The 19,656-nt window shown below is 60.3% G+C and carries 17 protein-coding genes and 1 riboswitch; of the genes, 8 read left to right on the top strand and 9 right to left on the bottom strand.

The genetic code is table 11. From position 1 onward, the window contains the following. Positions 1-63 precede the first annotated feature (63 nt). Positions 64-681, top strand: coding sequence for a PAQR family membrane homeostasis protein TrhA (gene trhA / locus ACA049_RS28660; RefSeq protein ID WP_497331553.1), 618 nt, complete (start codon positions 64-66; stop codon positions 679-681). Between the two features lie 108 nt (positions 682-789). On the opposite strand, the gene ACA049_RS28655 is transcribed toward trhA, so the two are convergent. Together ACA049_RS28655 and ACA049_RS28650 are read right to left on the bottom strand one after the other, a co-directional pair. Beyond that, complete coding sequence (locus ACA049_RS28655) at positions 790-1,509, bottom strand: 16S rRNA (uracil(1498)-N(3))-methyltransferase (protein ID WP_497331551.1); 720 nt, start codon at positions 1,507-1,509, stop codon at positions 790-792. A 134-nt stretch (positions 1,510-1,643) separates the two neighbouring features. Further along, on the bottom strand, positions 1,644-3,050 hold the full coding sequence (locus tag ACA049_RS28650; RefSeq protein ID WP_497331549.1) for an adenosylmethionine--8-amino-7-oxononanoate transaminase: 1,407 nt from the start codon (positions 3,048-3,050) through the stop codon (positions 1,644-1,646). Positions 3,051-3,272: 222 nt separating this feature from the next. Between ACA049_RS28650 and ACA049_RS28645 the strand changes: the two genes are divergently transcribed. The 3 genes from ACA049_RS28645 to ACA049_RS28635 all read left to right on the top strand — a co-directional run bounded on the left by ACA049_RS28645 (position 3,273) and on the right by ACA049_RS28635 (position 6,467). Continuing rightward, complete coding sequence (locus tag ACA049_RS28645) at positions 3,273-5,033, top strand: flavin monoamine oxidase family protein (RefSeq protein WP_497331547.1); 1,761 nt, start codon at positions 3,273-3,275, stop codon at positions 5,031-5,033. Positions 5,034-5,298: 265 nt separating this feature from the next. Beyond that, positions 5,299-5,850, top strand: a complete 552-nt coding sequence (locus ACA049_RS28640; RefSeq protein WP_497331545.1) for a cytochrome b — start codon at positions 5,299-5,301, stop codon at positions 5,848-5,850. Between the two features lie 32 nt (positions 5,851-5,882). Continuing rightward, positions 5,883-6,467, top strand: coding sequence for a YceI family protein (locus ACA049_RS28635; protein WP_497331543.1), 585 nt, complete (start codon positions 5,883-5,885; stop codon positions 6,465-6,467). A gap of 248 nt (positions 6,468-6,715) precedes the next feature. Here the strand turns inward: ACA049_RS28635 and rhlE2 are convergent, their stop codons facing one another. The 4 genes from rhlE2 to ahcY form a co-directional block, all read right to left on the bottom strand. Further along, entirely contained in the window at positions 6,716-8,605 is a 1,890-nt protein-coding gene (gene rhlE2 / locus ACA049_RS28630; RefSeq protein WP_497331541.1) for an RNA helicase RhlE2, read from the bottom strand. Between the two features lie 222 nt (positions 8,606-8,827). Then, entirely contained in the window at positions 8,828-9,643 is an 816-nt protein-coding gene (locus ACA049_RS28625) for a substrate-binding periplasmic protein (RefSeq protein WP_497331539.1), read from the bottom strand. Between the two features lie 168 nt (positions 9,644-9,811). After that, positions 9,812-10,657 (bottom strand): methylenetetrahydrofolate reductase [NAD(P)H], encoded by an 846-nt coding sequence (gene metF, locus ACA049_RS28620; protein WP_131060594.1) that lies wholly within the window; start codon positions 10,655-10,657, stop codon positions 9,812-9,814. Between the two features lie 190 nt (positions 10,658-10,847). Next, on the bottom strand, positions 10,848-12,257 hold the full coding sequence (gene ahcY / locus ACA049_RS28615; protein ID WP_497331537.1) for an adenosylhomocysteinase: 1,410 nt from the start codon (positions 12,255-12,257) through the stop codon (positions 10,848-10,850). Positions 12,258-12,280: 23 nt separating this feature from the next. Continuing rightward, a riboswitch (S-adenosyl-L-homocysteine riboswitch) is annotated at positions 12,281-12,383 on the bottom strand. 198 nt (positions 12,384-12,581) lie between these two features. On the opposite strand from ahcY, the gene ACA049_RS28610 reads away from it, so the two are divergent. Together ACA049_RS28610 and ACA049_RS28605 are read left to right on the top strand one after the other, a co-directional pair. Beyond that, positions 12,582-12,986 carry an acyl-CoA thioesterase gene (locus ACA049_RS28610; RefSeq protein ID WP_109635529.1) on the top strand — a complete coding sequence of 135 codons (405 nt, stop codon included), beginning with the start codon at positions 12,582-12,584 and terminating at the stop codon, positions 12,984-12,986. Positions 12,987-13,169: 183 nt separating this feature from the next. Then, the gene (locus tag ACA049_RS28605) at positions 13,170-14,057 is read left to right on the top strand and encodes a formate/nitrite transporter family protein (RefSeq protein ID WP_497331535.1); all 888 of its coding nucleotides are present in this window, start codon (positions 13,170-13,172) and stop codon (positions 14,055-14,057) included. Here ACA049_RS28605 and ACA049_RS28600 read toward each other — a convergent pair whose 3' ends face one another. Both ACA049_RS28600 and ACA049_RS28595 read right to left on the bottom strand, forming a co-directional pair. Beyond that, positions 14,058-15,323 (bottom strand): cation:proton antiporter, encoded by a 1,266-nt coding sequence (locus tag ACA049_RS28600; protein ID WP_497331533.1) that lies wholly within the window; start codon positions 15,321-15,323, stop codon positions 14,058-14,060. 168 nt (positions 15,324-15,491) lie between these two features. Continuing rightward, a complete protein-coding gene (locus ACA049_RS28595) occupies positions 15,492-16,661 on the bottom strand; it encodes an MFS transporter (protein ID WP_497331531.1) in 1,170 nt (389 codons plus the stop codon). Positions 16,662-17,001: 340 nt separating this feature from the next. Here ACA049_RS28595 and ACA049_RS28590 point away from each other — a divergent pair, with 340 nt between their 5' ends. Both ACA049_RS28590 and ACA049_RS28585 read left to right on the top strand, forming a co-directional pair. Then, positions 17,002-17,835, top strand: a complete 834-nt coding sequence (locus ACA049_RS28590) for an EamA family transporter (RefSeq protein WP_497331529.1) — start codon at positions 17,002-17,004, stop codon at positions 17,833-17,835. 40 nt (positions 17,836-17,875) lie between these two features. Next, positions 17,876-18,259, top strand: a complete 384-nt coding sequence (locus tag ACA049_RS28585; protein ID WP_497331527.1) for an MAPEG family protein — start codon at positions 17,876-17,878, stop codon at positions 18,257-18,259. 145 nt (positions 18,260-18,404) lie between these two features. On the opposite strand, the gene mltA is transcribed toward ACA049_RS28585, so the two are convergent. After that, entirely contained in the window at positions 18,405-19,589 is a 1,185-nt protein-coding gene (mltA, locus tag ACA049_RS28580; protein WP_497331525.1) for a murein transglycosylase A, read from the bottom strand. Positions 19,590-19,656: the final 67 nt, after the last annotated feature.

Below are 19,656 nucleotides of genomic sequence, written 5' to 3'. Positions count from 1 at the left end.
CGCTTTTACACTCGAGGCCTGAGCCTTGCGCGATGTTGCAGTGAATTTTGAGGTGGGCACTACATGTATCACGGGGAAAGATTGAACGCCTGGACGCATCTGGTCGGGGCAGTGGCGGCGACGGTCGGGGTGGTGTGGATGCTGGTGATCGCCAGCATGGACGGCAGCCCGTGGAAGATCGTCAGCGTGGCGATTTACGGATTTACCTTGATGGTGCTGTACAGCGCGTCGACCGTGTACCACAGCGTGCGCGGGCGCAAGAAAGCGATCATGCAGAAGGTCGATCACTTTTCGATCTACCTGCTGATTGCCGGCAGCTACACGCCGTTTTGCCTGGTGACCCTGCGCGGGCCGTGGGGCTGGACGCTGTTCGGGATTGTCTGGGGGCTGGCGCTGATCGGCATCCTGCAAGAGATCAAGCCGCGGTCGGAAGCGCGGGTTCTGTCGATCGTGATTTATGCGGTGATGGGCTGGATCGTGCTGGTGGCGGTCAAGCCACTGCTCGCGGCGCTGGGCAGCACCGGTTTTGCCTGGCTGGCGTCAGGTGGGGTGTTGTACACCGTGGGGATTGTCTTTTTTGCCCTGGATCATCGGCTGCGGCATGCGCACGGGATCTGGCATCTGTTCGTGATCGCGGGGAGTTTGCTGCACTTTGTGGCGATTTTGTTTTATGTCTTGTGAGGCGGAAGATCAAAAGATCGCAGCCTCGTTTTACTCGACAGCTCCTACATTGAAATGCGATCTCCTGTAGGAGCTGTCGAGTGAAACGAGGCTGCGATCTTTCAAGATTTAGAAGTCACCCCAAAGCTGCTGGGCCACCGCCAACGCCACAACCGGCGCAGTCTCGGTGCGTAACACCCGCGGGCCGAGGCGGGCGGCGTGGAAGCCACTGGCCTTGGCCTGATCGACTTCGGCATCCGACAACCCACCCTCAGGCCCGATCAGAAACGCCAGCGTCGCCGGCTTCTCATGACTCACCAACGGCTCAGCCACCGGATGCAGCACCAACTTCAATTCCGCCTCGGTCTGCTTCAACCAGTCCGCCAGCAACAGCGGCGGATGAATCACCGGCACTCGTGAACGCCCGCATTGCTCGCACGCGCTGATCGCCACCTGGCGCCAGTGCATCAGACGCTTATCGGCGCGCTCGTCCTTCAGGCGGACTTCACAACGGTCACTGAAGATCGGGGTGATTTCAGTGACGCCCAATTCAGTGGCTTTCTGAATCGCCCAATCCATGCGCTCGCCACGGGACAAGCCTTGGCCGAGATGGATCGCCAGCGGCGATTCGACCTGCCCGGCGAAGCTTTCGTCGATCTGCACGACAACGCGCTTCTTGCCGACCTCCACCAGCGTGGCGCGAAACTCATGGCCCGAGCCGTCGAACAGTTGCAGCGCATCGCCCTCGGCCATGCGCAGCACGCGGCTGATGTAATGGGCCTGGGCCTCGGGCAACTCGTGTTCGCCGGTGCTCAAGGGGGCGTCGATAAAGAAGCGGGACAGTCTCATGCGGGTTCTCTTTGATTTGATCGTTCCCACGCTCTGCGTGGGAATGCCTCACCGGACGCTCTGCGTCCGCTTTTGGGACGCGGAGCGTCCCGGGCTGCATTCCCACGCGGAGCGTGGGAGCGAGCACTATACAATCAGCCCGGATCGCGGAAGCCGGGGTGGAAGTCTTTCGGCACCGACACGCTGACGCTGTCACGGGTCGCGATGTCGATGCCTTCACTGGCCACTTTCGCCAGAAAATCGATCTGCTCCGGCGTAATCACATACGGCGGCAGGAAATACACGACGCTGCCCAACGGTCGAAGTAAAGCACCGCGCTCCAACGCATGCTGGAACACCTTCAAACCGCGACGTTCCTGCCACGGATAAGCTTCCTTGGTGGCCTTGTCCTTGACCATCTCGATGGCCAGCACCATGCCGGTCTGGCGCACTTCCGAAACGTTCGGGTGATCGACCAGGTGCGCGGTGGCGCTGGCCATGCGCTGCGCCAGGGCCTTGTTGTTTTCGATGACGTTGTCTTCTTCGAAGATATCCAGCGTCGCCAAGGCTGCCGCGCACGCCAGCGGGTTGCCGGTGTAGCTGTGCGAGTGCAGGAAGGCGCGCAGGGTCGGGTAGTCGTCGTAGAAAGCGCTGTAGACATCTTCGGTCGTCACGCAGGCCGCCAGCGGCAGGTAGCCGCCGGTCAGGGCCTTGGACAGGCAGAGGAAGTCCGGGCGGATGCCGGCCTGTTCACAGGCGAACATCGTCCCGGTGCGGCCGAAGCCGACGGCGATTTCGTCGTGGATCAGGTGCACGCCGTAGCGGTCGCAGGCTTCACGCAGCAATTTGAGATACACCGGGTGATACATGCGCATGCCGCCAGCGCCCTGGATCAGCGGCTCGACAATCACTGCCGCGACGGTGTCGTGATTCTCGGCCAGGGTCTGTTCCATGGCAGCGAACATGTTGCGCGAGTGTTCCTCCCAGCTCATGCCTTCCGGGCGCAGGTAGCAATCGGGGCTCGGCACCTTGATGGTGTCCAGCAGCAGCGCCTTGTAGGTTTCGGTAAACAGCGGCACGTCGCCCACCGACATCGCCGCCATGGTTTCGCCGTGGTAGCTGTTGGTCAGGGTGACGAAGCGCTTCTTGTTCGGCTGGCCGCGGTTGAGCCAGTAGTGAAAGCTCATCTTCAGCGCGACTTCGATGCAGGACGAACCGTTATCGGCGTAGAAGCACCGCGTCAGGCCTTCCGGCGTCATCTTCACCAGACGCTCGGACAACTCGATCACCGGTTGATGGCTGAACCCGGCGAGGATCACGTGCTCCAGTTGATCAACCTGGTCCTTGATGCGCTGGTTGATGCGCGGATTAGCGTGACCGAACACGTTGACCCACCAGGAGCTGACGGCGTCGAGGTAGCGTTTGCCTTCGAAGTCTTCAAGCCAAACGCCTTCACCGCGCTTGATCGGAATCAGCGGCAGCTGTTCGTGGTCTTTCATCTGGGTGCAGGGATGCCATAACACCGCGAGATCGCGTTGCATCCACTGGTTATTCAGGCCCATGTTCAGTCTCCTCGAGGCGGCTCGCTGGTTTCGCGGGCAAACAATCGCGCAAGCCTATGCAATGCATCGCACCGGGACAACCCATTGTGTCGATTGAGCTACTTTGTATAGGTCGATAGACGTTGCTGGCGGCCTTTTGATGGCTGACGTATTCTTCGCGGTTCTTTGAGTCGTCTGACTCGTGAAACCGCTATTTCCTCGTGTATTTCCGGAGTTCGCTGAATGTCTGCTGGTTGGCTGCGCGCCTGTGCGCTGGTGATGTTGGGGCTGTTCAGCGTGTCTGCGCTGGCCAAGGATAAAACGGCGATCGTGATCGGCGGCGGGCTCTCGGGCCTGACAGCGGCTTACGAACTGCAGAACAAAGGCTGGCAGGTCACTCTGCTGGAAGCCAAACCGAGCCTGGGCGGTCGCTCCGGCATGGCCACCAGTGAGTGGATCGGCAACGACAAGACCCAGCCGGTGCTGAACAAATACGTCTCGACCTTCAAGCTGAGCACCACGCCAGCTCCTGAATTCGTGCGTGTCCCGAGCTACCTGATCGATGGCGTGTATTACACCGCTGCCGATCTGGCCACCAAGGAACCGGCCACCGCCGAAGCGCTCAAGCGTTACGAAAAGACCGTGGATGACTTGGCGCGATCGATCGAAGATCCACTGAACCCGGCGGCCAACAACACGCTGCATGCTCTGGATCAGATCAACGTCTCCAACTGGCTCGACCGTCTGAGCCTGCCGGCCACTGCACGTCAGTTGGTGAACCAGCAGATTCGTACCCGCTACGACGAACCTTCGCGCCTGTCGCTGCTGTACTTCGCACAGCAGAGCCGTGTTTACCGTGGCGTTTCCGACCGTGACCTGCGCGCTTCGCGCCTGCTCGGCGGTAGCCCGGTGCTGGCCCAGGCCTTCGTCAAACAGCTGAAAACCATCAAGACCAGTTCCCCGGTGTCGTCCATCACCCAGGACAAGGACGGCGTGACCGTCAAAGTCGGCAGCGTGGGCTATCAGGCTGACTACGTGGTTGTCGCGGTGCCGTTGCGCGCACTGAACAAGATTGTCATGACCCCGTCCCTGGATGCCCAGCACATGGGCGCGATCAAAGGCACCAACTACGGCTGGCGTGACCAGATCATGCTGAAGTTCAAGACGCCGGTATGGGAAAGCAAGGCGCGCATGTCCGGCGAGATCTACAGCAACACCGGCCTGGGCATGTTGTGGGTCGAGCCGGCACTGAAGGGCGGCGCCAACGTGGTGATCAACCTGTCCGGCGACAACGCACGCGTCATGCAGGCATTCGGCGACAAGCAGATGGTCGATCAGGTGCTGATTCGTCTGCACGCGTTTTATCCACAGGCGCGCGGCTCGTTCACCGGTTATGAAATCCGCCGCTACAGCACCGACCCTTCGATGGGCGGCGCTTACCTGGCGTTCGGCCCGGGCCAGATCAGCAAATACTGGCGCCTGTGGGAACGTCCGCTGCAGCGCGTGGCGTTCGCTGGCGAACACACCGACACCTTGTACCCGGGCACCCTGGAAGGCGCATTGCGCACCGGTCAGCGCGCGGCCAGCCAGGTTGAAGACCTGGCAGCGGGCAAATCGTTTGAACCGGCGAAGGTTGTACCGGCAGCGACCGCTGTAGCGGCCGGTGCAGTGGCGGCGAAGAAAGGTAACTTCTTCACCAACCTGTTCGGTGGTTCGTCCGATGACGACAAGAAACCGGAACCGGTCAAGGCACCAGAACCCGCGGCTCCGGTAGCACCGGTTCCTGCTCCAGCGCCAACTCCGGCCCCTGCACCGGTTGAAGCGCCGAAGCCAGTGGTTCCGGTGAAAGCCGAGCCGGCCAAGAAAGCCCCGGTGAAAAAGCCTGCTGCCAAGACCGAAGCCAAAAAAGCGCCGGCCAAAGCCCCGGCTAAGAAAGCTGAACCGGCGAAAAAAGCTGCGGCCAAACCCGCTGCGACCCCGGCAACGGAAACCAAAGCGCAGTAAGCTTTTGGCACTCAAAGAAACGCGGCAGAAATGCCGCGTTTTTTTATGCCTGGAAGAAACCCGTATCAAGCATCGAATAAATCCTGTGGCGCAGGTGTTCCTTGTTTGGGCTTCATTTTTTCTCACACATTGGTCTTTAATCTTTCCTTAACGGATCCATTTCAGACTCTTGATCGTATTTCTCGATATTTCAAAGCAAAATTTTCCGCTTTAATTCGATAGATAAGTGGATAGTCTTGGTCGCAGTTCTCACAGGATTTGGGCAATGCAGCTACGTAACTCTTCTTCCCGCTACGGTTGGGTCAGCATCTTCATGCATTGGGGCGTGGCGCTGGCGGTCTTTGGTTTGTTCGCGCTGGGCTTGTGGATGGTCGGTCTCGACTACTACAGCACCTGGCGCAAAGACGCGCCGGAATTGCACAAGAGCATTGGCCTGGTGTTGTTGGCCGTCATGGTGCTGCGGGTGCTGTGGCGCGTTGTCAGCCCGCCACCGCCGGCACTGGATACGTACAGCCGCATGACGCGGCTAGGCGCCAAGTTCGGTCATTCGTTCCTGTACTTCGGTCTGTTTGCTGTGATGATTGCCGGATACCTGATTTCCACCGCAGACGGTGTCGGGATTTCGGTGTTTGGCCTGTTTGAAGTTCCTGCGCTGCTTTCCGGACTACCGGACCAGGCAGACACCGCCGGTGTGATCCATCTGTATCTGGCGTGGGTGCTGGTAATTTTTTCCGGTCTCCATGCGTTGGCAGCATTGAAGCACCACTTTATCGATCGTGATGCGACCCTCACTCGTATGCTGGGCCGCAAAGCCTGAAGTTCAACCTCGACTCCAAAGGAATAGAAAGCATGTTGAAAAAAACACTCGCTGCTCTGGCAATCGGTTCGGCTCTGCTGTCCGCCAACGTGATGGCGGCTGACTACGTCGTCGACAAAGAAGGCCAACATGCCTTCGTTGACTTCAAGATCAGCCACCTGGGCTACAGCTACATCACCGGTACCTTCAAGGACATCGACGGCAAGTTCAGCTTCGACGCTGCCAAGCCAGAAGACAGCAAGATCTCGTTCAACGTGAACACCGCCAGCGTGTTTACCAACAACGCTGAGCGCGACAAGCACATCTCCAGCAAAGACTTCCTGAACGGGTCTAAAGCCACGTTCGTTTCCACCAGCGTCAAATCCACCGGCAAAAACGCGGCTGGCAAAGACACTGCTGACGTGACCGGCGACCTGACTATCCTGGGCGTGACCAAGCCAGTGGTGGTCAAGGCTACCTTCCTGGGCGAAGGCAAGGATCCATGGGGCGGCTACCGTGCCGGCTTCGAAGGCACCACCAGCATCAAGCGCTCCGATTTCGGCAAGCAGAAAGACCTGGGCCCATCGTCCGACGCGGTCGAGCTGTACGTGACGTTTGAAGGTGTGAAAGCGAAATAATTTTCGCGCCTGACACAAAACGCCCCCGGCCTCACGGTCGGGGGCGTTTTTTATTGCCGAACATAATCTTCATGGGCGCCACAAACCCCCTGTAGGAGCGAGGCTTGCCCGCGAAGGCTTCACCTCGGTTTCCGTGGTGTCGCAGATGACGCTTTCGCGGGCAAGCCTCGCTCCTACAGGAATTGTGGTGAAGCATAAAAAATGCCCCGGATCGTGAGATCAGGGGCATTTTTCATTGCAGCGCTAAATCAGCGATTGCGTGTCAGCAACGCTGGCTTCTCACCGCGTGGACGGCCTGGCAATTGATCCAGTTGCTCAGGAGTCGGGAACCGATCGGTTTTCGACTCTTTATGGATAATCTTCGGTGCCGGACCGCGCGGGTTCTGCACGGCAGGTTCCGAACGCGGCTGGTCGTCGGTGCGAGCCGGACGACGGTTGCGCGACTCTTCGCGACGGGCCTGGCCGTCACGTGGAGCACCGTTGCGTGGACCGCTGCGCTTGGCTGGCGGTGTGCCGGTGGTGGCGCCATCGCTGCTGCGTGGACCGCTTTGGCGACCCTGAGGCTTGCCGCCGGTGCGCGGAGCACCAGCACCAGCGCCAGCGCCCGCTGCCGTGCCTTGTGCCGGAGCACCCGGACGGCGGCCACGGCCCTGGGCCGGTTTGGCTTGAGGCACGTAGTCGACGCGGTTACCGAAGTTGTCGATATCGTCGTCCAGGAACTCGTCTGGAGCACGATCAGCGGCAGCGCGTGGCGCCGGGCGCTGTTGCTCGCGAGCCGGGGTGCCTTCGCGTGGCTTGTGTTCACGGGCCGGGCGATCACCACGGCCAGTGGCAGGCGCTTTTTCCTTGCCGCCCTTGTCCTTGCCCTTGTCTTTACGACCGCCGCCTCCGCCAGTGCCGTTCGGACCGTCGCCGCGTGGGCCGCGTGGGTTGCGCGGGTTACGCACATCCGGACGCTCGCGGACTTCTGGTTTCTCGGCTTCTACAGCGCTGGAGTCGAAGCCCATCAGGTTGCCATCGGCAATCTTCTGCTTGGTCATGCGCTCGATGCTTTTCAGCAGCTTTTCTTCGTCCGGAGCGACCAGCGAGATCGCCTCGCCCGAACGACCGGCGCGGCCGGTACGACCGATACGGTGCACGTAATCTTCGTCGACGTTCGGCAGTTCGAAGTTGACCACGTGTGGCAACTGGTCGATGTCGAGGCCGCGAGCGGCGATGTCGGTGGCGACGAGGATGCGCACTTCACCGGCCTTGAAGTCGGCGAGGGCTTTGGTGCGGGCGTTCTGGCTCTTGTTGCCGTGGATCGCGACGGCGCTGAGGCCGTGTTTGTCCAGGTACTCGGCCAGGCGGTTGGCGCCGTGCTTGGTGCGGGTGAACACCAGGACCTGTTCCCAGGCGCCAGCGGTGATCAAATGCGCCAGCAGCGAACGCTTGTGGTTGGCTGGCAGGCGGAAGACGCGTTGCTCGATACGCTCGACCGTGGTGTTCGGCGGCGTGACTTCGATGCGTTCCGGATTGTGCAGCAGCTTGCCGGCAAGGTCGGTGATGTCTTTGGAGAAGGTCGCCGAGAACAGCAGGTTCTGACGTTTGCTCGGCAGACGAGCCAGGACCTTCTTCACGTCATGGACAAAGCCCATGTCGAGCATGCGGTCGGCTTCGTCCAGCACGAGGATTTCCACGTGGGACAGATCGACGCTGCCTTGGCCGGCGAGATCGAGCAGGCGGCCGGGGCAGGCCACCAGCACGTCAACACCGCGGGACATGGCCTGAACCTGAGGGTTCATGCCGACGCCGCCGAAGATGCAGGCACTGACGAACTTCAGGTCACGAGCGTAGACCTTGAAGCTTTCGTGGACTTGAGCCGCGAGTTCGCGAGTAGGGGTCAGGACCAGTACGCGCGGTTGGCGCGGGCCGTGACGCTGGGATTTGTCCGGGTGACCGTTAGGGAACAACCGCTCCAGAATCGGAAGGGCGAAGCCGCCGGTTTTACCAGTACCTGTCTGTGCCGCGACCATCAGGTCGCGACCTTGCAACACGGCGGGAATAGCCCGCTGTTGCACCGGAGTAGGCTCGGTATAGCCCGCTGCCTCGATGGCGCGGACTAAAGCCTCGGAGAGACCGAGGGAAGCAAAGGACATGAGTAATCCTGTTTTAGTTAGGGCTTGGCCCAATGGGAGTCTTGCCTGGCGCGAATGGCGTTTAAGAGGAACGCAATCCCGTCCGGTCCTGCTGGGCCTTGAAAGCTCGTCTGGAGTGCTCGCGCGGGCTGAAAAGCTGCGCTGTAGCGGATCGAGATGCCTTGAACAAGTCCGAGCGTCCGGGCGTGAGCCTGGCGGGAACGCCGGAGTATAACAGAGCAATCACTGCGCGCCGCTTTCCTGCTGCTCAACGGTTTTTACCGTGGCGGTGGTGGCGGTGGTGGGTTGCCCTCCGGTGCCGGGACCCGCGCCATACCGGGCGCTGAGTTCAGCGTAGGCGGGCTCGCGCTTGAAGCGCTTGAGTTCGGCACCGAAGCGCTGCACCAGTAAATCCATGCCGGCATTGCGCCGTACCGCCAAATACTGGCTCTGATGGCTGATGACGGTGGGGTTTTCGGTGATCTTGTCGCGGATGCCTAATTCGTCGAGCAAATGCTGACCGACCCGGCGATCGGTGATCAGCAGGTCGATCCGTCCGCGCACCAGTTTGCCGAAGTTGGCTTCATGGGTCGGCGCCGGCTCGCGGGTGAACTGGGTCGATTCGCTGAAATCCTTGCTGTAGAGATAGCCCGGCGAGGTGCCGACGGTCAGGCCTTTCAGGTCTTGCAGCGTGCGGAAGGGATGGGGGCGTTCGTTGGCGTAAAACATCACGAACTCGACTTCCGACAGCGGTTCGCTGGGGTAGAGCAAAGTGGCGTCGCGTTCATCGCTGTGAAAAATGTCCAGCGCGCCATCCGCCTGGCCTGTTTCAAGCATCGACAGACAGCGTTTCCATGGCAGGAACTGCCAGTCCACTTCGATCCCGAGGCGCTTGAACACGATCGCCGTGGTTTCGTAATCCAGGCCCAGGGATTTGCCGTTTTCCTCATAGACATAAGGCGCCCACGGCTCGGTGACAATGCGCAGCTTCTCGCCCCGGGCGGCGAAGCTCAGGCAAGAGAAAAGAAACACGGTGAGTAACTGTGCGATCAGAGGCATGGCTTGAGATTACGACGAGATGTCATAAAGAGCCAGAAACCGGGTCCAGAAGCTCTGGTTCGGGCGTTAAACGCAAGAGATCGCAGCCTCGTTTCACTCGACAGCTCCTACATAAATCTTTGTAGGAGCTGTCGAGTGAAACGAGGCTGCGATCTCTTGATCCTGCTTTTAACGAGGCAACTTCAGGTTGTTCCACACCGCCAGGCTCGCTTCAGCCTGATTCAGTGTGTAGAAGTGCAGCCCCGGTGCGCCACCTTGCAGCAGGCGTTCGCACATTTCGGTGATGACTTGCTCACCAAAGCCTTGAATGCTCTGGGTGTCGTCGCCGTAGGCTTCCAGCTGCTTGCGGATCCAGCGCGGGATTTCCGCACCGCAGGCGTCGGAGAAGCGCGCGAGCTTGCTGTAGTTGGTGATCGGCATGATGCCGGGCACGATCGGGATGTTCACGCCCATCGCCCGTACACGCTCGACGAAGTAGAAGTAGCTGTCGGCGTTGAAGAAGTACTGGGTGATCGCACTGTTGGCGCCAGCATTGGCCTTGCGCACGAAGTTGTTCAGATCGTCTTCGAAATTGCGCGCTTGCGGATGCATCTCCGGATAAGCGGCGACTTCGATGTGGAAATGATCGCCGGTTTCTTCACGAATGAATTGAACCAGGTCGTTGGCGTGGCGCAACTCACCGCTGGCCATGCCCATGCCCGAAGGCAGGTCACCGCGCAGGGCAACGATACGCTTGATGCCGGCTGCCTTGTATTGAGTCAGCAGGCCGCGCAGGTCGTCCTTGCTGTCGCCAACGCAGGACAGATGCGGTGCAGCCGGAACTTTGACTTCGCTTTCGAGCTGCAACACGGTGTTGAGCGTGCGATCACGGGTCGAACCACCAGCGCCGTAGGTGCAGGAGAAGAAATCGGGGTTGTACGTAGCCAGCTGACGGGCAGTGGCGAGCAGCTTTTCATGCCCAGCGTCGGTCTTCGTAGGGAAGAACTCGAAGCTGTAGCGACGGTCTTGGGACATGGGAATACCCTTGAAAACGCGTAAGCCTTGCAATCGTCACGCTGACTGTAGGAGCGAAGCTCACTCGCGAAGAGCGCGACGCAGTGCTTCAGAAACAGCGCGGTGTCGCGTTCGCGAGCAAGCTTCGCTCCTACAGGAGAGCGTGGGTTCTGCATAAGTCCGCTCCCATGGGGAGCGGACAGCAGGTCAATCAGTAGCGGTAAGCGTGCGGCTTGAACGGGCCTTCGACGGTCACGCCGATGTAGTCGGCCTGGGTCTTGGTCAGTTGAGTCACAACGCCGCCGAAACCGCGGACCATTTCCAGGGCCACTTCTTCGTCGAGTTTCTTCGGCAGTACTTCAACAGTCAGGCGCTCGGCTTTCTGGGCTGGCGACAGGTCGGCGTACTTCTGGCCGAACAGGAAGATCTGCGCCAGCACCTGGTTGGCGAACGAACCGTCCATGATGCGGCTTGGGTGACCGGTGGCGTTACCCAGGTTAACCAGACGGCCTTCGGCCAGCAGGATCAGGTAGTCGTCATTCTGGGCATCGAATGCGCCAGGACCGGTACGGTGGATCTTGTGAACCTGTGGCTTCACTTCTTCCCATGCCCAGTTCTTGCGCATGAAAGCAGTGTCGATTTCGTTGTCGAAGTGGCCGATGTTGCAGACAACAGCGCGCTTCTTCAGGGCTTTGAGCATGTTTGCGTCGCAAACATTGACGTTACCGGTGGTGGTCACGATCAGGTCGATCTTGCCCAGCAGGGCTTTGTCGATGCTCGCTTCGGTGCCGTCGTTGATGCCGTCGATGAACGGCGAAACCAGCTCGTAGCCGTCCATGCAGGCTTGCATGGCGCAGATCGGGTCGACTTCGGAAACTTTAACGATCATGCCTTCCTGACGCAGGGACTGAGCGGAGCCCTTGCCCACGTCACCGTAACCGATGACCAGCGCTTGCTTGCCGGACAACAGGTGGTCGGTACCGCGCTTGATCGCGTCGTTCAGGCTGTGACGGCAGCCGTACTTGTTGTCGTTCTTGCTCTTGGTCACCGAGTCGTTGACGTTGATGGCCGGGATTTTCAGCTCGCCCTTGGCCAGCATGTCCAGCAGGCGGTGAACGCCAGTGGTGGTTTCTTCGGTGACGCCGTGGACGCGGTCCAGGATCGCCGGGTATTTCTTGTGCAGCAGCTCGGTCAGGTCGCCGCCGTCGTCGAGGATCATGTTGGCATCCCAAGGCGCGCCATCTTTCAGGATGGTTTGCTCCAGGCACCACTCGTACTCTTCTTCAGTCTCGCCTTTCCAGGCGAAAACCGGGATACCGGCAGCGGCGATAGCGGCAGCGGCCTGGTCTTGAGTCGAGAAGATGTTGCAGGACGACCAGCGCACTTCGGCACCCAGGGCAACCAGGGTTTCGATCAGCACGGCAGTCTGAATGGTCATGTGGATGCAGCCGAGGATTTTCGCGCCTTTGAGTGGCTGCTCACCGGCGTACTTGCGGCGCAGACCCATCAGGGCTGGCATTTCGGATTCGGCGATGATGGTTTCGCGACGGCCCCAGGCAGCCAGGGACATGTCGGCCACTTTGTAATCGTTAAAATCTGCAGGCGTGATAACAGCGCTCATGAAGAGCCTCCATTCGTAATGTATGCGAATGGGCGCCGTTGTGCGTTTAGTGTCCGGCCGATCTTGGCCAGTCAACGCCCCATCCGAGCCTGACAGGTCGAACCTGCTGCAGCGCCCCTCGGACAGGTGGCGGGAAAACGGTATCAATCGAAGATGACCGTTTTGAAACGGTGGCGATTATAGCGGGCTATTCTTATCTTCCAAAGCGTTTCTGTTGATGAATGTCCGAACGGTAATCGAGGCCATAGTCGATGCCCAATAGAGCTCTAGGCCGGGCTCTGCCATGATGCCCCCCATCATTCGGCAAGACGCTCAGGAGTGAATATGAATTTCCACACCCGCAAATGGGTAAAACCCGAAGACCTCAACCCCAACGGCACACTGTTCGGCGGCAGCCTGCTGCGCTGGCTCGACGAAGAAGCGGCGATCTATGCCATCGTTCAATTGGGCAATCAGCGTGTGGTCACCAAGTACATTTCCGAGATCAACTTCGTCAGCGCCTCGCGCCAGGGCGACATCATCGAACTGGGCATCACCGCCACCGAGTTCGGTCGCACCTCGATCACCCTGAAGTGCGAAGTGCGCAACAAGATCACTCGCAAAAGCATCCTGACGGTCGACAAGATTGTCTTCGTCAATCTGGGTGAAGACGGCTTGCCTGCGCCGCATGGCCAGACCGAGATCAAGTACGTCAAAGACCAGTTCAAGGATGATATCGCCAGCGAGTAGTTCGAGCCCCGTAGGAGCGAAGCTTGCTCGCGAAGGCGTCATTTGCGTCACCACCAACACCGAGGTGAACCCTTCGCGGGCAAGCCTCGCTCCTACAGACCCGGTTTCGTTTTAACGGGTCAGTGAACAGCTCCGAACGGCGCGTGTCGTACCTACATGACACACCACCGGTTCCGGAGCTTTATGGACGCCAAGAAAGAAGGCAAGACCCCAAACCTGTCGCCGGAAGAACAGCACGACGTCGACAAGAACCAGCCACCGCGCGCCGCGGTGCTGCACGAAATCATCCGCACCCAGGGCGATCAGGAACTCGAGCGCAGTGTCGCCGCCTTGTGGTGGTCGGCCTTGGCCGCCGGCCTGACCATGGGCTTGTCGCTGATGGCCATGGGTCTGCTCAATTCCCGACTGCCGGACGGTGAAGGCTTCAAGGTCATCGCCAGTTTCGGCTACTGCGCAGGTTTTCTCGCGGTGATCCTCGCCCGTCAGCAGTTGTTCACCGAGAACACCCTGACGGCCGTGCTGCCGATCATGACCAAACCGACACTGAACAACTTCGGCCGGTTGCTGCGGCTGTGGTCGGTGGTGCTCATCGGCAACCTCTGCGGCACATTGCTGGTGGCCTACGTCATGTTGAATCTGCCGATCTTCGACAGCAAGACCGACCTGGCCTTCCTCGACATCGGCCGCAAGATCATGGAGAACGATGCCAGCCAGATGTTCGCCAAAGGCATCGTTTCAGGCTGGATGATCGCCACCATGGTCTGGATGATCCCGTCCATGGAGAGCGCCAAGATGTGGATCATCATCCTCATCACCTACCTGATGGCGCTGGGGGATTTCACTCACATCGTGGTCGGTTCGGCCGAGGTCTCGTACCTGGTGTTTGCCGGCGAGTTGCCGTGGAAGGATTTCTGGCTGGTGTTCGCCGGGCCGACGCTGGCGGGGAACATCATCGGCGGCAGCTTCATCTTCGCGCTGATCAGCCATGCGCAGATCCGCAGCGAGAGCGGGCCGCCGAAGAAGTCGGCGGATCAGGGTTCGGAACCCGATCCGCAGAAGAGCAAAAAATAATCAGTGATGCTCAGCCTGTGCCGCTGGCGCAGGCTCATCCCGGGTCACGTGCTTGACCAGTTTGCCGATGCTCAGACCCTGCAACAGGATCGAGGACAGCACCACGATGTAGGTGATGCTCAGTAGCAAGTCACGCTCCGGGCCCAGCGGCAGGGCCAGGGCCAGCGCCACCGAAACACCGCCGCGCAAACCACCCCAGGTCAGAATCCGGATCGTCCCGCGCGGGACTGTGCGCCAGCGCCGCAGGAGCAGGATGGCCGGTGCGACTGTCAGCAGGCGCGAAAGCAGAATCGCCAGTGCCAGCAAACTCGCCGCCAGCACGTGCAGCCAGTTGAACGGCAGGAGCAACAGCTCCATGCCGATCAGCGCGAACAGCAGGGCGTTGAGCATGTCGTCGAGCAGTTCCCAGAAACCGTCTAGGTACTTTCGGGTCATGTCGTTCATCGCCAGGTTGCGGCCCAGGTTGCCGATGATCAGACCGGCCACGACCATCGCGATCGGTGCGGAGACGTGCAGCTCCGACGCCATGGCCGAGCCGCCGATCACCAGCGCCAGGGTCAGCATGACCTCGATCTGATGCTGCTCGATGCTCTTGATCATCAGGTACACCAGATAACCGATCAGCCCGCCAAACAGCACGCCGCCAATCGCCTCGTGGGCGAACAGCATGGCAGTGGCGCCAACGGTCGGGGTTTCGCCGAGTTGCGCGATGCCCAGCAAAACGGTGAAGACCACCACGGCCGTGCCGTCGTTGAACAGCGACTCACCGACGATAGTGGTTTTCAACGGCTTGGAGGCATTGGCAGTCCGCAGCACGCCGAGGACCGCGATCGGGTCGGTGGGGGATATCAGCGCGCCGAAGAGCAGGCAATAGAGGAAGCTCACGTGCCAGCCGAACAGGGCAAAAATGTACCAGGCGAGGCTGCCGATCACCGCGGTCGCGATCAATACGCCGACAGTCGCCAGCAGGCCGATGGGCCAGCGATAGCTGCGCAGGTCATTCAGGTTGACGTGCAGGGCGCCGGCGAACAGCAGAAAGGACAGCATCCAGTTCATCAGCAGGTCGCCGAAGTCGATCTGGCCGATCAGCTGTTGGATACGTTCTTCGAGGCCGGGGTAGCCGAGGAAGCTCAGGCCTTGCAGCAGCAGGGAAAACATCAGCGCCGTGACCATGACCCCGATGGTCGGGGGCAGGCCGATGAAACGGAAATTTACGTAGGTGAGGAGGGTGGTGAGGCAGATAAAGGCAGCGACAAGTTCGAGCATCCGGGGTCCTTGGATGGAGAGGTGGGGAACGGGAGTTCAGTGTTGGGCAGTTACACCGCGTCAACTTCTTCGCGAGCAAGCCCGCTCCCACAGGGATCTGTAAACGACGCAAATCCAATGTGGGAGCGGGCTTGCTCGCGAATGCGTTTTCATGAGCGACACAGCAACTCAGCCGGACACATTGACCGCAGCCGCGCCGCGACGTTGCAGATAGATGAAGAACAGCGCCGTCAGCACCGTCAGGCCACTGACCAGTGCACCGGTCCACGGCAGGTGCGCCAGATCGGCACCGCTGGCAACCACCAACCCGCCAATCCACGCACCGGCCGCGTTGCCGAGGTTGAAGGCGCTCTGGTTCAACGTCGAACCGAGGTTCGGCGCTTCATGCGCCTGATCGATGATCAGTAGTTGCAGGATCGGGCACAGGGCAAACGCGAAAATCCCCCACAGCACCAGCGTGATCGCCGCCGGAATTACCGAGTGACTGGTCTGGCTGAACGCAGCCAATACCACCGCGACGGCCAGCGCCATGCCGACCAGGGAAGGCAACAAACGGCTGTCCGCCAGACGACCACCGAGCATGCTGCCTGCCGTCAGGCCGACGCCAAACAACAGCAGCATGATCGTCACGCCATGCGGGCTGACACCGGTGATGTCCTGCAGGATCGGCGCGATGTAGGTGAACACGCTGAACAGGCTGGTCGACGCCAGCACGCTCATGCCCAACGCCAACAGCACATTGACCTTGCCCAGAACCTTGAACTCGCTGGCGAGGTTGGCCTTGTCCATCGCGATGTCCTTCGGCAGCCAAAGCCACTGTGCGAGTGCTGCAATGACGCCGATCACCGACACCGCCCAGAACGTCGAACGCCAACCGGCGTATTGCCCGAGCGCGGTGCCCAACGGCACGCCGAGCACGTTGGCCAGCGTCAGGCCGGTGAACATCATGGCAATGGCCTGCGCCCGTTTGTTCGGTGCGACCAGCCCGGCAGCGACCACCGAGCCGATGCCGAAGAACGCGCCATGGCACAGCGCGGTGACCACTCGCGCGGCCATCAACGTGGCGTAGTTTGGCGCCAGTGCGCACAGCACGTTGCCGAGGATGAACATCAGCGTCATGCCCAGCAATGTGGCTTTGCGCGGCATGTTGGCGGTGCCGATCGCGAGGATCGGCGCGCCGAACACCACGCCCAGGGCGTAGCCGGTGATTAGCAGGCCGGCGTGGGGAATGCTCACGGAGAGGTCGCGGGCGACGTCGGGCAGCAAGCCCATGATGACGAATTCAGTGGTGCCGATGCCGAACGCGGCAACAGCGAGGGCAAGCAAAGCGAGTGGCATGCGCAAGGTCTCTGTCGGTAGTCTTGACGCTCTGATCAGGCATACGCATGCCGATGACCGCGCTCGATGAGTGCGGGCAGGGCAGAAATTATTGGAATTAGTCTGTGCGCAACTGAGTGCGGCGTGGTCGCTTGCAGTATAAACAGCTGCTGACCTATGGCGAATCAATTATCCCGCCGGATTCTGTAGCCGGATTCTGTAGGAGCTGTCGAGTGAAACGAGGCTGCGATCTTTTGACTTTGATCTTTTAAAAAGCAAGATCAAAAGATCGCAGCCTCGTTTCACTCGACAGCTCCTACACAGCTCCTACAGGGAGGCGGGACAAAATAAGGAGTGTGCCGTGCTTGCGACGGCTCTGGTGTTGGTGGCGGCGCTGTTGCATGCGGCGTGGAATACCCTGATCAAGTTCAGCGCAGAACGGCTGCTGGTGGTGGCCTGCATGGACAGCGTCGCGATGCTGTTTGTCGCCCTGATGCTGCCATTCGTGGCGCTGCCGCCGACTGAAATCTGGCCGTGGATCCTGGCGTCGGCGGCGTTCGAATTGCTCTATCGCTATCTGCTGATCCAGGCCTATCGGGTCGGCGACCTCGGGTTGGTCTATCCGCTGATGCGTGGGTTGTCGCCACTGGTGGTGCTGGCGCTGACGCTGATCTTCGCCGGGGAAGTGCTGACGAACCAGCAGATCTTCGGAATCCTGTTGATCCCGTTTGGCATGCTGTGCCTGCTCTGGCAGGGCGGCGGCGGGGCGCGCCTGCCGTGGTCGATGTTGCCGGTGGTGGCGCTGATCGGCCTGTGCATCGGCTGCTACACCTTCATCGATGGCCAGGCGTTACGGCGCTGGTCGCACCCACTGGACTATCTGGTCTGGGTCACGTTGCTCAGCGCCTGGCCGTTCCCGTTGCTGGCGCTGGTGCGCAAACGCCCGGCGTTCATGCTGTTCTGGCGTGAACAGTGGCGGCTGGGGCTGGCGGTCGGATTCTGCGTGTTGTTCAGCTACGCTCTGGTGCTGTGGGCGATGCAGCTGGGGTCGATTGCCGAAGCGGCGGCGTTGCGCGAGATCAGCGTGATCCTGGTGGTGCTGTTCGGCATGCGGTTCCTGAAAGAACCTTTCGGCCGGCCAAGGCTCTTAGCCTGTGGGTTGGTGCTGGTCGGTATCTTGGTAATGAAGTTCTGACGGGTATTCAACATTCTAAAACTGAAGAAAGGACTGCTTTATGACGGTTGCTCTGTGGTGCATTTTGATCGCGCTTTTCCTGCCTTATCTCTGCACCGGCATCGCCAAGGCCAGTGGCGGGTACCGTCTGAAAGACAACCATGACCCGCGGGACTTTCTCGAATCGCTGAATGGTTTGGCTCGACGCGCGCATGCGGCGCAACTGAACAGTTTTGAAGTGACCCCGGCGTTCGCGGCGGCGGTGATTGTGGCGCACCTGGTGGGCACGGCGCAGTTGGTGACGGTCAACGTGCTGGCGGTGCTGTTTATCACCAGTCGGCTGCTGTACATCATTTGCTACCTGGCGGACTGGGCGATTTTGCGTTCGTTGGTGTGGTTTGTGGGGATGGGCTTGATTGTCAGTTTCTTTGTGGTGTCGGTCTGAAAATTCTTCGGTGATTGTGCTGGCCCCTTCGCGAGCAAGCCCGCTCCCACATTTGATCTTCAGTGCACATTTGATTGGTGTGCAACCTGTATTAAATGTGGGAGCGGGCTTGCTCGCGAAGGCTATGCATCAGCCACCGCAGAATTCAAGGTTTGTCTTTAACCGCATCGGCAACTTGAGGTACCTGCGGCAACGCCGCGCCTTTAGGCCAGAGCATCCAGATCTGCCCTTGCTGCTTCATGTCCCCGGCCAATTGCCCGGCCGCCTCGCCGGTGCCCCAGAACAGATCCGCACGCACTTCGCCGGCAATTGCGCCGCCGGTGTCTTGCGCCGCCACGGGTCGTACCAGCGCGGTGCCGTCCGGTTTAGTGGTGGATAACCACAGCAGACTGCCCAGCGGAATCACCTTGCGGTCCACTGCTGCGCTGTAACCGGCCGTCAGCGGAACGTTCAGCGAGCCGCGTGGCCCTTCGTTGCTGTCCGGGTTGCGGGTGAAGAACACATAACTCGGGTTGCTGCCCAGCAGTTCCGGAATGCGCGACGGGTTGGCCTTGGCCCACGAGCTGATGGCGCCCATGGTCACGTCTTCTTTCTTCAGCTCGCCTTGCTCCACCAGCCAGCGCCCGATTGGCCGATACGGATGGCCGTTCTGGTCGGCGTAAGCGATGCGCAGCTGGCGGCCGTCGTCGAGCTGGATGCGACCCGAACCCTGGATTTGCAGGAATTGCAGGTTCATCGGATCGGTCAGCCAGGCAACCACTGGCGCCTTGACCCCTTTGGTCTCGATTGTTGCCGCATCGTCGTAAGGCTTGAGCACGCGACCTTCGAGGCGGCCGCGCAGGCGTTTGCCTTTGAGTTCCGGGTAGAGGCTGTCCAGGGAGACGATGATCATGTCCTCGGGCACGCCGTACACCGGAATGTTCGCCACTTCGGTCTGGGTCAGGCTGCCGGGGTAGACCGGCTCGTAATAGCCGGTAATCAAGCCGTTGGGATTGTCATTGGCGGCGCGCAGGCCATAGACGTCGAGGTTCTGTTTGAGGAAGCCGCGGATGTCATTGGCGGTTTGCGGCACATTGGCCGAAGCCGCGCAGGTCGAACCCCAGACCGGGTCAGCCTTGAGTCGGGTGCAGGCGCTGCGCCACGAACCGAAGCCGGCGACCAGATCGTCGTCGGACACGGCCGGCAACGCTTCCCAGGTGGCGCTGGAGTAGGTCGCCAGTGCGTGGGTTTTAGGCGTGTTTTTATCGCCGCCGGTGCAGCCTGCGAGCAGGGCCACCATTGGAAGAGTCCACACGAGGGGGTGACGCCATGCCTTGAAACGGCTGTTCATGGAGTAATTCCTTTGCCGGTTGCCTGAGTGCTCCATGCGCTCAAACAACCCGTATTGATAATAGGGC

The organism is Pseudomonas sp. LBUM1662 (genome assembly GCF_059695915.1).
This window is presented reverse-complemented; position numbering and strand designations above follow the sequence as displayed.